Origin of the sequence: Streptomyces aquilus, assembly GCF_003955715.1 — a bacterium.
Classification (GTDB): Bacteria; Actinomycetota; Actinomycetes; order Streptomycetales; family Streptomycetaceae; genus Streptomyces; species Streptomyces aquilus.
Window position 1 is genome coordinate 8,552,007 of sequence record NZ_CP034463.1, and the last position, 14,876, is coordinate 8,566,882.

At 72.5% G+C, this 14,876-nt stretch carries 13 protein-coding genes; 5 read left to right on the plus strand and 8 right to left on the minus strand.

Features of this window, described 5'->3' with window-relative positions:
- Positions 1 to 60: 60 nt before the first annotated feature.
- Positions 61 to 675 carry a TetR/AcrR family transcriptional regulator gene (locus tag EJC51_RS39105; RefSeq protein ID WP_126275403.1) on the plus strand — a complete coding sequence of 205 codons (615 nt, stop codon included), beginning with the start codon at positions 61 to 63 and terminating at the stop codon, positions 673 to 675.
- Between the two features lie 164 nt (positions 676 to 839).
- Here the strand turns inward: EJC51_RS39105 and EJC51_RS39110 are convergent, their stop codons facing one another.
- Complete coding sequence (locus EJC51_RS39110; protein ID WP_126275404.1) at positions 840 to 1,892, minus strand: DUF2510 domain-containing protein; 1,053 nt, start codon at positions 1,890 to 1,892, stop codon at positions 840 to 842.
- Between the two features lie 251 nt (positions 1,893 to 2,143).
- Between EJC51_RS39110 and EJC51_RS39115 the strand changes: the two genes are divergently transcribed.
- Positions 2,144 to 4,828, plus strand: a complete 2,685-nt coding sequence (locus EJC51_RS39115) for an ATP-binding protein (protein ID WP_126275405.1) — start codon at positions 2,144 to 2,146, stop codon at positions 4,826 to 4,828.
- Between the two features lies 1 nt (position 4,829).
- Here EJC51_RS39115 and EJC51_RS39120 read toward each other — a convergent pair whose 3' ends face one another.
- The 5 genes from EJC51_RS39120 to pcaH form a co-directional block, all read right to left on the minus strand.
- Entirely contained in the window at positions 4,830 to 5,621 is a 792-nt protein-coding gene (locus EJC51_RS39120) for an SDR family NAD(P)-dependent oxidoreductase (protein WP_126275406.1), read from the minus strand.
- A 64-nt stretch (positions 5,622 to 5,685) separates the two neighbouring features.
- Positions 5,686 to 6,807 carry a bifunctional 3-oxoadipate enol-lactonase/4-carboxymuconolactone decarboxylase PcaDC gene (pcaDC, locus tag EJC51_RS39125; RefSeq protein WP_126275407.1) on the minus strand — a complete coding sequence of 374 codons (1,122 nt, stop codon included), beginning with the start codon at positions 6,805 to 6,807 and terminating at the stop codon, positions 5,686 to 5,688.
- The gene (pcaB, locus tag EJC51_RS39130) at positions 6,804 to 8,114 is read right to left on the minus strand and encodes a 3-carboxy-cis,cis-muconate cycloisomerase (protein WP_126275408.1); all 1,311 of its coding nucleotides are present in this window, start codon (positions 8,112 to 8,114) and stop codon (positions 6,804 to 6,806) included. The genes pcaDC and pcaB overlap by 4 nt, the downstream gene beginning before the upstream one ends.
- A complete protein-coding gene (pcaG, locus tag EJC51_RS39135; RefSeq protein WP_126275409.1) occupies positions 8,111 to 8,716 on the minus strand; it encodes a protocatechuate 3,4-dioxygenase subunit alpha in 606 nt (201 codons plus the stop codon). The genes pcaB and pcaG overlap by 4 nt, the downstream gene beginning before the upstream one ends.
- Before the next feature lie 6 nt (positions 8,717 to 8,722).
- Positions 8,723 to 9,496, minus strand: a complete 774-nt coding sequence (gene pcaH / locus EJC51_RS39140; protein WP_126275410.1) for a protocatechuate 3,4-dioxygenase subunit beta — start codon at positions 9,494 to 9,496, stop codon at positions 8,723 to 8,725.
- A gap of 208 nt (positions 9,497 to 9,704) precedes the next feature.
- Here pcaH and EJC51_RS39145 point away from each other — a divergent pair, with 208 nt between their 5' ends.
- The gene (locus EJC51_RS39145) at positions 9,705 to 10,196 is read left to right on the plus strand and encodes a MarR family winged helix-turn-helix transcriptional regulator (protein WP_126275411.1); all 492 of its coding nucleotides are present in this window, start codon (positions 9,705 to 9,707) and stop codon (positions 10,194 to 10,196) included.
- Here the strand turns inward: EJC51_RS39145 and EJC51_RS39150 are convergent.
- The gene (locus tag EJC51_RS39150; RefSeq protein ID WP_126275412.1) at positions 10,166 to 11,176 is read right to left on the minus strand and encodes a DUF3048 domain-containing protein; all 1,011 of its coding nucleotides are present in this window, start codon (positions 11,174 to 11,176) and stop codon (positions 10,166 to 10,168) included. The genes EJC51_RS39145 and EJC51_RS39150 overlap by 31 nt on opposite strands.
- A gap of 210 nt (positions 11,177 to 11,386) precedes the next feature.
- On the opposite strand from EJC51_RS39150, the gene EJC51_RS39155 reads away from it, so the two are divergent.
- The gene (locus EJC51_RS39155; RefSeq protein WP_126275413.1) at positions 11,387 to 12,577 is read left to right on the plus strand and encodes a zinc-dependent alcohol dehydrogenase; all 1,191 of its coding nucleotides are present in this window, start codon (positions 11,387 to 11,389) and stop codon (positions 12,575 to 12,577) included.
- Between the two features lie 114 nt (positions 12,578 to 12,691).
- Here the strand turns inward: EJC51_RS39155 and EJC51_RS39160 are convergent, their stop codons facing one another.
- A complete protein-coding gene (locus EJC51_RS39160; RefSeq protein WP_126275414.1) occupies positions 12,692 to 13,762 on the minus strand; it encodes an ATP-dependent DNA ligase in 1,071 nt (356 codons plus the stop codon).
- 75 nt (positions 13,763 to 13,837) lie between these two features.
- Between EJC51_RS39160 and ligD the strand changes: the two genes are divergently transcribed.
- Positions 13,838 to 14,857, plus strand: coding sequence for a non-homologous end-joining DNA ligase (gene ligD / locus EJC51_RS39165; protein ID WP_126275415.1), 1,020 nt, complete (start codon positions 13,838 to 13,840; stop codon positions 14,855 to 14,857).
- Positions 14,858 to 14,876: the final 19 nt, after the last annotated feature.

A 14,876-nucleotide genomic window follows, 5' to 3' on the forward strand; every position in this document is an offset into this window, starting at 1 on the left:
AGCCCTCAGCACTCTGGCCGCGGCCGCTCGAGCCGCACTCGAAAACGAGGAGAAGAGCCCATGACGTCGCAGGCCGCGGACGGACCGGAGACGGTCGTCGCCTCGCGCCGCTCCAAAATCTCGCGCGAGCGTGAGCAGGAGTTCTTCGACGCCGTGCTCGAACAGATCCGGGAGTGCGGCTACGAGGCCGTGACCATGGACGGAGTGGCCGCCAGTACGCGTTGCAGCAAGTCCACGCTCTACCGGCAGTGGAAGACCAAGCCCCAGTTCGTGGTGGCCGCGCTGCGCTCCCGGCGGGTGTCGAAGTTCGAGGGCATCGACACCGGGTCGCTCGCGGACGATCTGCGCGAGGTCGCACGGGCCGCGGGCCGGTGGTCGACGGGCGACACCAAGCTGCTCCAGGCGCTCGGGCACGCCGTCAACCAGGACGCGGAACTGGCGACGGCGCTGCGCGAGGCGCTCGTCCACCCGGAGATCGCCGCGCTGAGCGAGATCCTCCAGCGCGGGGTCGAACGCGGCGAGATCAGCGCCGACCAGCCGGCGCTGGAGTACATCCCGTGTCAGTTGTTCGGGGTGATCCGGGTGCGGCCCGTGGTGGAGGGGGAGTACGCCGATCCCGACTATCTGGTCCGCTTCGTCGACGCGGTCGTGCTGCCCGCACTGGGCCTGACATGAGGACGTAGGACCCGAAGACCCAGGCCGCCGTCCACGGGATGACTGGACGGTGACCTGCTCGCGCCGCACCGTGGGGACGGGGGCGGCGCGCACCCCCCGGCCGGGTGGGGTTCCTCTTGAGCGGAGAGGCGCCCCACCCGGCCGACTGCTGTCCGGCGGGTGTCTCAGACGTCCTGGCCGCTGCCGCCGCCCTTGGACACCTTGATCCCCTTGGTGATCTCGTCGATGACCGACTGCTTCTCGCCGACGTCGACGCCGAAGCGCACGACGACGATCTGCTGCGCGTTCGCGGGGGAGGGGAAGGCGAGCGACTCGACGTAACCGTCGGCGCCCTTGCTGGTGACCGCCTTCCAGCGGACCAGGTAGCCCTTCTGCCCGGCGACGGTCACCGCCTCGGAGGCGAGCACGTCGTGGGAGGTGATCGAGCCGTAGGTCTTGCCGCCGTAGGACTCGTCGGCGTTGGCCTTGATGTCGGCCTTGGCGACCGCCTCGGCCGTCTTGTCCTGGTGGCCGAACACGGTCGCGGGCGCGGAGTAGGCGCCGCCCTTCGTGCACGTCTTGGCCGTCTCACCGGGGCACGGGTAGGAGTCGTCGGACGTGACCGACGCGCCGACCTGGATCTCCTGGCCGTACCAGCCGTCCGGGATCGGGATGCTGATCCCGCTGATCGCGTCGGACACCGCACCGCTCTCGATCTTCGGCGCCTCCGACTCCTGCGGCGAGGGCGACGCGCCTCCGGAACCACCGGATCCACCGGAGCCTCCGGACCCGCCGTTGCCGCCCGGCCCGCCCTGACCGCCGTCCTGGCCACCGGGACCGCCGGGACCACCCCCGGTGCCGCCGTTGCCGCCCGGGCCCTGCTGGGAGTTGGCGGTGCCGCCGTCCCCGCCGTCGTCACTGGTCAGCGCCCACACGCCCACGCCGATGCTGGCGAGGACCGCGACGGCGACCGCGACGGCTATGCCCGTCCGCAACCCGCGCCGCCCGCCGGCCGGCGGCTGGGTCGGATATGCCGGGTACGCCGGATACGTCGCCGCGTCGTGGACCGGATACGCCCCCGCGTCGTGGACCTGCGCCGGAGGACCCCACGCGGCGGCCGACCCCGCGGGGCGGGTCTGGTCAGTCCATGCCTTGCCGTCCCACCAGCGCTCGGTGGCGGGACCGTCACTTGTCTGCCCGGGATCGGGATACCAACCGGGAGGAGTCACCTGCGTCATGCCCCCACCGTATGAGGCGTCGGTGAAAGTCGTATGAGAGGGCCCGTACGGATTTCCGGTCAGTTCGGGACAAGGTTCCTGACTGACAGTCAATAAACAAGCGGACACTGGTCACAGGCCCGGCGCGTCGCCCGCCCGCACCCGCTGTCACCCGTCGAGGGAACAGCTGCCCGGACCGCCCTCCACCGGGCCGATCGGACGGCTACGCTCGAGGTCTGTACGTCGTTCGGGCGACTTGGGGAGGTAACGGGATGACGGAGGTACGGCCCCCACAGGCCGCCTCGGCCGCCCTGTGGGAGCGCGACGAGGAGGTCGCCGCCGTCGACCGGGCGATCGGCACCCTGCGCGCGGACCGCTCGTCCTCGGGCAGCGTCCTGGTGTTCCGGGGCGAGGCCGGACTCGGCAAGACCGCGCTGCTGGCCGAGGCACGACGTATGGCGGAAGCGCGCGGCTGCACCGTCTGGTCCGCCCGCGGCGGCGAGACCCTCCGGTCCGTCCCCTTCAACGTGCTGCGGCAGCTGCTCCAGCCCGTCCTGGTGTCCCTGATGCCGGAGGAGGCGCGCGAGTACCTCGGCGACTGGTACGACATCGCCGGCCCCGCCCTCGGCCTGACCGAGCCCGGCGAGCGCAACGCCGACCCGCAGGGCGTGTGCGACGGCCTCGTGGCCGCCGTACGCCGCCTCGCCCGCCGGGACTGGCCACTGGTGCTCGTCATCGACGACGCGCACTGGGCCGACCAGGAGACGCTGCGCTGGCTCGCCGCGTTCGTCGAGCGCCTCGACGACCTGTCCGTCCTGGTCGTGGTGGCCCGCCGACCCGGAGACGTCAGCGGCGAGAGCGCCCGCCATCTCGACGCCGTCGCCACCGCCGCGGACGCCCCCGTCGCCACCCTCAGCGCGCTGACCCCGGACGCCACCGCCCGCCTGACCCGCGCCACCCTGGGCGAGCACGCCGACGCCCCGTTCTGCCGCGAGGTGTGGGCCGTCACCGGCGGCAACCCCTACGAGACCGTCGAACTCCTCGCCAAGGTCCAGGACAGCGAACTCGAACCGGTCGAGGCCCAGGCCCCCGAACTGCGCGCCCTCAACCGCTCCGCCCGCGGCAGCGGCCTCGTCGCCCGCCTCGAAGGTCTCGGCATCGAGGCCACCCGGTTCGCCTGGGCGGCCGCCATCCTCGGCACCGGCATCTCCGTCGGCCTCGTCGCCAAGCTCGCCACCATGAGCACCGAGGACGCCGTCCGCTGCGCCGAGCTCCTGCGCAGCGCCCGCATCCTGACCGAACCCGACCCCGCCGCCGCCCCGACCGGCGACGGCGACCTGGAGTTCGTCCACCCGCTCATCGCCAGCGCCGTCTACAACTCCATCCCGCCCGCCCTGTGCACCGCGATGCACGGCATCGCCGCCCGCGTCGTCACCGACTCCGGGCTCGGCGCGGCGATGGCCTCCCGGCACCTCCTCCAGGTCCACCCGGACGACGACGAGGAACTCGTCGAGCAGCTCCGCGAGGCCGCCCGCGAACACCTCGCCGTCGGCGCGCCCGACGCTGCCCGCCGCTGTCTGGAGCGGGCCCTGCTGGAACCGCCCCGGCAGGAGTCCCACGCGCGCGTGCTCTACGAACTGGGCTGCGCCATCCTCCTGACCGCACCCGCCACCACCGTCGACCACCTCCAGTCCGCGCTCGCCATGCCGGGCCTCGACGGCGCCGAGCGCGTCGACGCCGTCGTCCGCCTCTCCCAGGCACTGATCCACAACGACCAGCTGGACGACGCCGTCCGCACGGTCGAGGCCGAGGCCGCCCGGCACGAACCCGGACCGTCCCGACTCCGGCTCCAGGCCGTGCAGTACATGTGGGAGGGCATCCACGCGGGCGAGGCCGGCTCCCCGGGCCGCTCCGAGCGGCTCGCCGAACTCGCCTCGCAGTGCACCGGCCGGGACAACTCCGAGCGGGCCCTGCTCATCCTGCGCGGCTTCGACGCCATGACCCACGGCGAGAACGCCGAGGTCGTCGTCGAACTCAGCGACCGCGCCCTCGTCAACGGCCGCCTGGCACCCGGACTCGGCTGGACCGACACCGAGTGGGGCCTGGAGATCCTGATGATGCTGGCCAGCTCCTACACCTACACCGACCGGCTCGACCGCGCGGAGAGCATGTTCACCGACGCGCTGCGCACCTACGAGTCCGCCGGCTGGAGCGGCGGCCACCTGGCCCTCGCCCACGCCTTCCTCGGCTTCAACCACCGCAGGCGCGGCCGCCTCAGGGAGGCCGAGGAGTCACTGCGCGAGTCGCTGCGCATCGCCGACCGGGTCGCCCGCGGGCTGCCGCTGTACTGGTCGGCCACCTGCAACCTCGTCGACACGCTGCTCGCCCGTGGGCATGTCGAGGAGGCCTGGGAGATCGCCGAGCAGTACGGCTTCGCCCCGCCCTACCCGTCGACGATCGTGCTGCCCGACCCGCGCTCGGTACGGGGCCGGCTGCTGCTGGCCGTGGGCCGCACCCAGGACGGCGTCAACGAACTGGAGGCCGCGGAGAAGGCGGCGGCGACCCGCGGCCACCACAACCCGGTGATGGTCCCCTGGGCCCTCGACCTCGCCCGCGCCCTGGCCACCCAGGACCCGGCCCGCGCCGCCCAGCTCGCCACGGACGCACGGCGACGGGCCGAGCGGTTCGGCACCGACACCGCCATCGGTGAGGCGCTGCGGTGCTCCGCCGCGCTGGAGACGGGGCAGCGGGCGGTGCGGCTGCTGTCGCAGGCGGTGACCTATCTGGAAGCCTCGCCGTGCCAGTACGAACACGCCGCTGCCCGGGTCGAGTACGGGATCGCGGCGCGGTCGGTGGCGGAGATCCAGCGGGGGCTGGCGCTGGCCCGGTCGTGCGGGGCGGACGGGCTGGTGGCGCAGGCGCGGGAGGTGTTGGAGACGGGACGGGGACTGCGCTAGCTCACAGGGTGAGCAACTGATCGGTCACCGCCGCCAGTCGCTTCTGCACCTCCCTGTCGTACGTCGCCTCGTGCGCCCTCGCCCGGTTCGTGCCGTCGAAGTAGCCGCCCGTTCCCAAGTCCTGGGTCGCCAGGGCCAGTACGCCCGGGGCGCCGTCCGCCACCGTGCTCCACGGAGTGACCCCGCCCTCGCGGACCATCGCCGTGTCCATGAACGTGGCCGGGTGCAGGACGTTCACCGCGACGCCCGTGTCCGCCAACTCCTCGGCCAGGGCGAACGTATGGGCCGCCAGGGCGAACTTGGCGCGGCAGTATGCCGCGAAGCCGTCGTAGCCGCGGCGGAACTCGATGTCGTCGAAGTCGACGGGGTTCTGGCCCACCGAGCCCACGTTGACGATCCGGGCCGGGGTGTTGGCGCGCAGCGTCGGCAGCAGGGCGCGGGTCAGGGCCACCGGCGCCAGGTAGTTGACGGCGAGCCGCAGTTCATGGCCGTCGGCGCTCAGCTCGCGGGCCGCGCCCGGCGAACCGGCGCCCACCCCCGCGTTGTTGATCAGCACGTCCAGGTCGGGATGCGCGCCGGCGACATGGTCGCCCAGCTCGCGCACCTGCGCCAGCGAGGACAGGTCGGCGACGAACGCCTCGGCGTCGCCCTCCGCGCGGAGCTCCTCGACCAGTCGCTCGGTACGGCCCGGGTCACGGCCGTGGGCGAGGACCACATGCCCGGAGCGGACCAGCTCGAAGGCGACGTAGCGGCCGAGCCCGGAGGTGGCGCCGGTGATCAGAACAGTCGACATGCCTCCACCGTAGGCGCCCGGCGGAGGCATGTGGCAGATACCGGCGATGATACGACCAGCAGGGTCAGGCTTCGCCGTCCTCCGCCAGCACCCGCTGGGCCGCCGCGAACGCCGAGTTCGCCGCCGGAACCCCGCAGTACACGGCCGTCTGCAACAGCACGGCCCCGATCTCGTCCGGCGTCAGCCCGTTGCGCCGGGCCGCCCGCACATGCATGGCCAGCTCGTCGTAGTGGCCGTGTGCGACCAGCGCGGTCAGTGTGATCATGCTGCGTTCGCGGCGGCTGAGCGTCGGGTCGGTCCAGATCTCGCCCCAGGCGTAGCGCGAGATGAAGTCCTGGTAGCGGGCGGTGAACGCGGTCTGCCGGGCCTGCGCCCGGTCCACGTGGGCGTCGCCCAGCACCTCGCGCCGTACCTCCATGCCGCGCTTGGCCCCGCCGTCGAGGTGCGCGCGCAGGGCCGTCAGGACGGCCTCCGGGCATTGCGCCGGTGCCAGGTGCGCGGCGCGCGGGAGCTCGACGAGCGCGGCACCGGGCACCGCGTCGGCGATCTCCCGCAGATGCGCGGGCGGCGTCGCCTGATCGTCCCGGCCGGCGACGAGCAGCGTCGGCGCGGCGATCTCCGCCAGCCGTTCCCGCAGGTCGAACGCGGCGAGCGCGTCGCAGCAGGCGGCGTAGGCCTCGGGGTCGGCGTCGCGCTGGTCCTGAACCAGCCGGGGCACGGTGAATCCGGGCGTGAACCACCGGGCGTCCGCGCTCTCCACGAGCCAGTCAAGGCCCTCGGAACGCACCCGCGCGGCCCGCTCCTCCCAGGGCTTCGCCCCGTTGAAGTGGGCGGAGGAACAGATCACGGCCAGCGAGGACAGCCGCTTGGGGTGGTGGACGGCCAGTTGCAGACCGACCGCACCGCCCAGCGACACCCCCGCGTAGGCGAACCGCTCGATGCCGAGCGAGTCGGCGAGCGCGAGCACCAGGTCGGCGAGGTCGGCGACGGTGGCGCCGGGGCCGATCAGGTCGGCCGCGCTCCCGCCGTGCCCGGGCAGATCCCAGCGGACCACCCGGTGGGTGATCGACAGCTCCGGCGCGATCCTGTCCCACAGGGCGTACGACGTGCCGAGGGACGGGCCCAGCAGGAGCGGGGGCGCCGAAGTCGGGCCTTCGGCGCGGTGGTTGAGGAGTGTGGCGGTCAACGTCGCTCCAGAGCACGGTCGGTGAGGGTTGTAGCGGCGCCGGTGTAGTGGGCGGGGTCGAGGTCGACGGCCTTCTCCAACTCCGGCTGCTCCGCCAGGAGTTCCGCCAAGGAGCGCCCCTCTGCGTAGGTGCGCTGCGCGAGCTCGGTCAGCAGCGCCTTCGCGCGGGCCCGGCCGAGGACGGGGGCCAGGTCGGCGGAGAGTCGCTCGGAGACGATCAACCCGTGGGTGAGATCCAGGTGTGCGCGCATGGCGTCCGCGTTCACCCGCAGTCCCTCGGTCAGTTCGGCGGCGTCGCGGGCCGCACCGCCGACCAGCCGGAGCAGGTCCCGCAGCGGCTCCCACTCGGCGTGCCAGGCGCCGGCCGGCCGCTCGTCCTCGGCGGCCAGCGAGCCGTACAGCGTCGCGGCGAGCTGCGGCGCCCGCCGCGCGGCAGCGGCGACGAGGGTGGACCGTACGGGATTCGCCTTGTGCGGCATGGCCGACGAGCCGCCGCCGCTGCCCTCCGCCAGCTCGGCGATCTCGGTGCGGGCCAGCGTCAGCACATCCGTGGCGATCTTGCCGAGGGCCCCGGCCGCGAAGGCCAGACACCCCGCGAGATCGGCGATCGGGGTGCGCAGCGTGTGCCAGGGCAGGTCGGGTTCGCGCAGGCCGAGTTCGCGCGCGTACGCCGCGACGAGCGCGGTCGGGTCCTGCGCGCCGTACGCGGTGAAGGCGGCCAACGTCCCGGCCGCGCCGCCGAGTTGGGCGGGGAGCGAGTTCCGTACGGAGGTCACCCGGTCCCGCGCGTCCACCACCAGGGACCGCCAGCCGGCGGCCTTCAGGCCGAAGGTCGTCGGCACCGCGTGCTGGGTGAGCGTGCGTCCCGGCATGGCCGTGTCCCGGTGGTCGGCGGCCAGCCGGGCCAGCGCCGCCTCCGTCCGCCCGAGGTCGGCGCGGACCAGGTCGAGGGTGCGCACGGCGACGAGCATCATCGCCGTGTCGAGGATGTCCTGGCTGGTCGCGCCCCGGTGGACGTACGGGCCGTACTCCGCCCCCACCGCCGTCGTCAGGTCGGCGACCAGCGGGATCACCGGATTGCCGCCCGCCCGCGCGCGTACGGCGATGTCCCCGGCGTCGAGACCACCGACCGCGGCCACGGCGGCAGCCGCGCCCTCGGGAGCCAGCCCGAGGGCCGCCTGGGCGCGGGTCAGCGCGATCTCCGCGTCGAGCAGCGCCCGCAGATACGCGGCGTCGCTCGTCGCGGCGGCGGCCGGGGAGTCGGCCCACCCGGGGGCGAGCAGGCCGACCTCTGCCTCAGATGTCACTGGAACTCCAGGAAGACCGTCTCGCCTTCGCCCTGAAGGCGGATGTCGAAACGGTAGGTGCCGTGGCCGCCGTCCGTCGCGATCAGCGTGCCCCGGCGCGCCTCGTCCACCCGGGACAGCAGCGGGTCGGCGGCGAGCGCCGCGTCGTCGCCGGGCAGGTAGATACGGGTGTACAGGTGCACCAGCAGACCGCGCGCGAAGACACAGACGCTGAGGTACGGCGCGCTCTGTCCGCGCGCACCCGGGCGCAGCGTCCGCGCGGACCAGTGCCCGCTCGCGTCCGTCTGGCTGCGCCCCCAGCCGGTGAACTCCACACCGGTGCGCCCCATGAACCCACCGCTGGCCCCGTCGCGCCGCATCGAGCCGTCGACCCGCGGGATGTTGCCGTCCGGGTCCGGGCCCCACAGCTCCACGAACGCGTCCGGCAGCGGGTTGCCCGCGCCGTCGTGGATCCAGCCGTGCACGGCGATCGTGTCCGGGTGGCCGACGGGGGCGATGTCCTCGCCGCCCGGGAAGGGCAGGGCGTGGCCGTAGAAGGGGCCCACCGTGTGCGAGGGGGTCGGCAGGACCGTCTCCGGACGGCTGGTGTCGATCTTCGTCATGGCGGGTCAGCGTCCCTCTTCGATCCAGGTGGCGTGCGGTCCGTCGAGCACGATGTCCCAGTGGTAGCCCATCGAGAACTCCGGCACCGACAGGTTGTGGTCGTACGTCGCGACGAGGCGCCGGCGGGCCGCGTCGTCGGTCACCGACTGGATGATCGGGTCGTACGGGAACAGCGGGTCGGCCGGGAAGTACATCTGCGTCACGAGCCGCTGGGTGAACGCCGTGCCGAAGAGCGAGAAGTGGATGTGGGCGGGGCGCCAGGCGTTGAGGTGCTGGCGCCACGGGTACGGGCCCGGCTGGACGGTCGTGAAGTGGTACTGGCCGTCCGCGTCGGTCAGGGTACGGCCGACGCCGGTGAAGTTCGGGTCGAGCGGGGCGTCGTGCTGCTCGCGCTGATGGGCGTACCGGCCCGCCGAGTTGGCTTGCCAGATCTCGATGAGCTGACCGCGGATCGGACGCCCGTCACGGTCGAGGAGCCGCCCGGAGACGGTGATGCGCTCGCCGATCGGCTCGCCGTTGTGCTGCCGGGTGAGGTCGTTGTCGATGTCGGTGATGTCCCGCTCCCCGAAGGCGGGGGAGTGCAGCTCCACCAGTTCCGGGTCCTTGGAGACGTCGATGGTGACCGGCGGCTGCTTCGGGTGGCGCAGGACCGAGGAGCGGTACGGGGCGTAGTCGCGGCGCGGCTGGTGCTCCACGGGGCCGCCGTCGGCGAGGCGCTTCTCGTAGGCGGCGTGTTCGGCCGCGATCTCTTGGTCGATGTCGTGCTGGGTGAGAGTCATGAGGAATCCCATGCGTGAAGCTCCGCCCCGCCGATTGCTCAGGGCACTGACTATTTCGGTGAAGTTTCCTTCACGCTGCCACCGGACGCGGTGCGCGTCAAGACCCAGGGGAAATGCGAGGTCGGTCGCGCACGCGGACCTGGAGACAGTCCGGGTGCCACCCCGGTATTGTTCAGTACACGTACGAATCCGACTCTCGGGAGCGCACATGGCTGCGGTGGACCTCACCACCCACCCCGGGCACCTGGCCCGCCGCCTGCAGCAGGCGCACTACCTGCTGTGGAACACGATGGTCTCGGAGGAGATCACCTCCCCGCAGTTCGCGGTCCTCAACGCGCTCGTCGCCGAGCCGGGTCTGGACCAGCGCACGGTGGGGGAGCGGGTGGGGCTCGACCGGTCGACCATCGCCGAGGTGATCAGCCGGCTCGGCCGCCGCGGGCTGCTCGACAAGGTGCGCGACCCGCAGGACGGCCGCCGCTTCCTGCTGCGCCTGACCGACGACGGGCTGCGCACCCACCGCAAGCTGACCGTCCGCACGGCCCGCATGAACCAGGTCTTCCTCGCCCCGCTCTCCGCCGCCGAGCAGTCCGTCTTCTGCGAACTGATCCAGCGGGTCGCGGACGCGGCCGAGGAACTCCGCAACCCGGCGGAGCCCCCTGCCGAACAGCGTCAGGCCTTCACGAACAGCACCCACACCTGACCCTCGGCGAAGTTCACCGGGTCCCCGTCGCTCGTCGTGAACGTCGTGCCGTCCGTCGGCCGGTCGCGCTCCCAGCGGGCGTCGTACGCCTTCCCGCCGCGCAGCACCTTCGCCTTGCCCGAGCCCACGGTCTCCGTGTACGGCGTGTTGTTGCCGAGGAAGTCGTGGAAGTCGGACTTGCGGATCTTGACGTACTGCACGACGACCGTCGCCGGGGCGAGCCGCTTGCCCCCGGTCGTCACCGCCGCGGTGCCGTCCATCGAGACGAGATAGCGGTCCCGGCTCGACGACCAGGTGAAGGAGTAGGTGGCCGCCGGGTAGCGCACGGTCTCCGAGGTGTCCTTCTTGCCGCCGGACGGGGCTGAGCCGTAGGTGAAGCCGGTGGTCAGGGCGTCCGCGCCGGGCGCGGCGGGCAGCAGCCGGGACGGCCGGAGATAGAGGTTGTGCGGGGCGGGCTTGGCGGTGCCGCGGAAGTAGGCGCCGGAGGTCTTGCCGGGCGTCTGCGAGTTCAGCGGCGCCTTGTTGATCAGCGGCATCAGCTTCCCCTGGGCGCCGGAGAAGGCGAGCGTCGGGTGGTCGAACTGGCGCAGCAGCTCCAGGTCGGACTCGCGGGCGCTGCGCACCGGCCCGACGACCTTCGGGAGCTTGGTCGCGTAGACCGCCATCAGCCGGCTCAGACCGCCCTCGACCTGCTCGGTGTAGACGATGTCCGCGGAGTCGGTGCCCGTGTGCGGCCGGGCCGCCCGGGCGTTGTCGATCTTCACGGCGAGCACGGAGGCGCCGGCCAGCCCGCTCTCCGACGGCTCCTGGCTCTCGTCCGGGGTCCGGCTCTCGCCGTGCGTCCGTTCGGGCGCCCGTCCGTCGTCCGACGGCCCGGACCCGTTCGTGCCCGTGCAGCCCGCCGCCAGGGAAACCGTCAGCGCGGCGGCCAGGAGCGCCGCCGTAGTGCCGGCGCGTCGCGTGCGCGCCCGTCGTCCCATGCCCACCGTCGCCACCCAAGTCTCGTTTCACTGATTGTGCGCTTATTTGTTCATTGGTGGCCATACCCGCTCGGATTTGATCGGCCCGGCTGAATACCTCTGAGGAGCGCGTTGCTACGCCGAGCGGCCCAGCACGCGGTTCGGCGGGGTCCGGCCGGGTACCCGGGGCGCCTCCGAAGGGGGAAGCAGAGGGGAAGGGAGCGCGCCGCGATGAAGGCAGTGACCTGGCAGGGCAAGCGGGACGTACGAGTGGAGAACGTGCCCGATCCGAAGATCCAGGAGCCGACGGACGCCGTCATCCGCATCACCTCCAGCGGGCTGTGCGGCTCCGATCTGCACCTGTACGAGGTGCTCACCCCGTTCATGACACCGGGCGACATCCTCGGTCACGAGCCCATGGGCATCGTCGAGGAGGTCGGCGCCGGGGTGCCCGACCTCAAGGCGGGCGACCGGGTCGTCGTCCCCTTCCAGATCGCCTGCGGCAGCTGCTGGATGTGCGAGAACTCCCTGCCGACCCAGTGCGAGACCACCCAGGTCACCGGCGAGGGCATGGGCGCCGCGCTCTTCGGCTACACCCGGCTGTACGGGTCCGTGCCGGGCGCCCAGGCCGAGTATCTGCGCGTCCCGCAGGCCCAGTTCGGCCCGATCAAGGTGCCCGAGGGACCGCCCGACGACCGCTTCGTCTACCTCTCCGACGTGCTGCCCACCGCCTGGCAGGCGGTCGCCTACGCGGACGTCCCGCAGGGCGGCAGCGTCGCCGTGCTCGGCCTCGGGCCGATCGGCGACATGGCCTGCCGGGTCGCCCGACTGCGCGGTGCCGGAACGGTGTTCGGGGTCGACCTGGTCACCGAGCGGCTGCGCCGGGCCCGGCAGCGCGGCGTGGAGGTCTTCGACCTGCGGGACTTCGACGACGAGAAGGAACTCGTCGCCGCGATCCGCGACCGCACCGACGGCCGCGGCCCCGACGCCGTGATCGACGCGGTCGGCACCGAGGCCCACGGCAGCGCCGCCGCCCGGCTCGCCCAGAACGCCACGGCCCTGCTGCCGCGCAAGCTGAGCGGCCCCTTCGCGGAACGCTTCAGCGTCGACCGCCTGGCCGCCCTCTACACCGCCATCGACCTGGTCCGCCGCGGCGGCACCATCTCCCTGTCCGGCGTCTACGGCGGCATGGCCGACCCGCTGCCGCTGCTCACCCTGTTCGACAAGCAGATCCAGCTCCGCATGGGCCAGGCCAACGTGCGCCGCTGGGTCGACGACATCCTCCCCCACCTCACCGACGAGGACGTGCTCGGCGTCGAGGACTTCGCCACCCACCGGGTGCCGCTCGACGAGGCGCCGCACGCCTACGAGATGTTCCAGCGCAAGCAGGACGGCGCGGTGAAGGTGCTGATGAAGCCGTAAAGGCACTGGTGAAGCCGGTAACGGCGCTGATGAAGCCGTGAAGGCACTGGTGAAGCCGGTAACGGCGCTGATGAAGCCGTGAAGCCGCGGATATGAAGCCGTAGGCGCCCCGCGTCAGCCGGCCGTGCCGAGGATCTCGTCCAGGTCGTAGCGCACCGGCTCCTCCAGCTGCCCGTACGTGCAGCTCTCCGGCGTGCGGTCCGGGCGCCAGCGCCGGAAGCGGGCCGTGTGCCGGAAGCGCGCCCCGTTCTCCATGTGGTCGTACGCCACCTCGGCGACCCGCTCGGGCCGCAGCGGCACCCAGGACAGGTCCTTCTTGCCCGACCAGCGGCTGGGCGCCCCCGGCAGCCGCGCCGTCTCGTGGGCGGCCTCGTCCGACCAGGCCGCCCAGGGATGTCCCGTGACGTCGTCCATGCGCAGCGGCTCCAGCTCGTCGACCAGCTCGGCCCGCCGTTTCATGGTGAAGGCGGCCGACACGCCCACGTGCTGGAGGGCGCCCCGGTCGTCGTACAGCCCCAGCAGCAGGGACCCGACGACGGGCCCGCTCTTGTGGAGGCGGTAGCCGGCGACGACCACGTCCGCGGTCCGCTCGTGCTTGATCTTGAACATGGCGCGCTCGTCCTGGAGGTAGTGCAGGCCGAGCGGCTTGGCGATGACACCGTCGAGGCCGGCCCCCTCGTACTGCTCGAACCAGTTCCGGGCGACGTCGATGTCGGTGGTCGCCGGCGCGAGGTGGACCGGCGGGGTGACCTCGGACAGGGCCGTCGTCAGCAGGGCCCGCCGGTCGGTCAGCGGGACGTCGAGGAGCGACTCGTCGGCGAGCGCCAGCAGGTCGAAGGCCACGAACGACGCCGGGGTGCGCTCGGCGAGGGTGCGGACCCGGGAGTCGGCCGGGTGGATGCGCTCGGTGAGCGCGTCGAAGTCGAGCCGTCCGTCGCGGGCGATGACGATCTCCCCGTCCAGCACACAGCGCTCGGGCACCCGCTCCCTGAGGGCCTCCACCAGCTCCGGGAAGTACCTGGTCAGCGGCTTGCCGGTGCGGCTGCCCAGCTCGATGTCGGCCCCGTCCCGGAACACCACGGCCCGGAACCCGTCCCACTTCGCCTCGTACTGCATGCCCGGCGGGATCTTCGCGACCGACTTGGCGAGCATGGGCTTCACGGGAGGCATGACCGGCAGATCCATGCCTCCGATTCTGCTGGCCCCTGATGGATTTCGCCCGGTATGCGAGGGTTGTCTGGCTGGCCTACCGTGGCTCGCATGGGTGACGCGGTGGAGCTTGAGGTGGGCGGGCGGACCGTACGGCTGTCCAGCCCGGACAAGATCTTCTTCCCGGAGCGCGGTTTCACCAAGCTGGACCTGGCCCGGTACTACATCGCCGTCGCCCCCGGCATCCTGCGCGCCCTGCGCGACCGCCCCACCACCCTGGAGCGCTATCCCGACGGCGTGACGGGCGAGAACTTCTTCCAGAAGCGGGCGCCGAAGAACATGCCCGACTGGATCCCGACCGCCCACATCACCTTCCCGAGCGGCCGTAGCGCGGACGAGATGTGCCCCACGGAGGAGGCCGCGGTCCTGTGGGCCGCCCAGTTCGGCACGCTCACCTTCCATCCGTGGCCGGTACGGCGCGCCGACGTCGACCGCCCCGACGAACTCCGCATCGACCTCGACCCGCAGCCCGGCACCGACTACGACGACGCCGTCCGGGCCGCCGGTGAACTCCGGGCCGTACTGGAGGAGTTCGGGGGCCTGCGCGGCTGGCCCAAGACGTCCGGCGGACGCGGCCTGCACGTCTTCGTGCCGATCGAACCCCGCTGGACCTTCACCCAGGTGCGGCGGGCCGCGATCGCGGTCGGGCGGGAGATGGAACGCCGGATGCCGGACCACGTGACGATCAAGTGGTGGAAGGAGGAGCGCGGCGAGCGCATCTTCATCGACTACAACCAGACCGCCCGGGACCGCACGATCGCGTCCGCCTATTCGGTACGACCCCGCCCGCACGCCCCCGTCTCCGCGCCCCTGCGCTGGGACGAGGTGGGCGTGGCGCACCCACAGGACTTCGATCTCGCGACCATGCCCGCGCGCTTCGCCGAACTCGGCGATGTGCACGCGGACATGGACGATCACGCGTTCTCACTGGAGGCCCTGCTGGAACTGGCCCGCCGGGACGAGCACGACCACGGCCTCGGCGATCTGCCGTACCCGCCCGAGTATCCGAAGATGCCGGGGGAACCCAAGCGGGTACAGCCGAGCCGAGCCCGTAAGGACGGGACTTCGTAGGACGGGACTTCGTAGGACG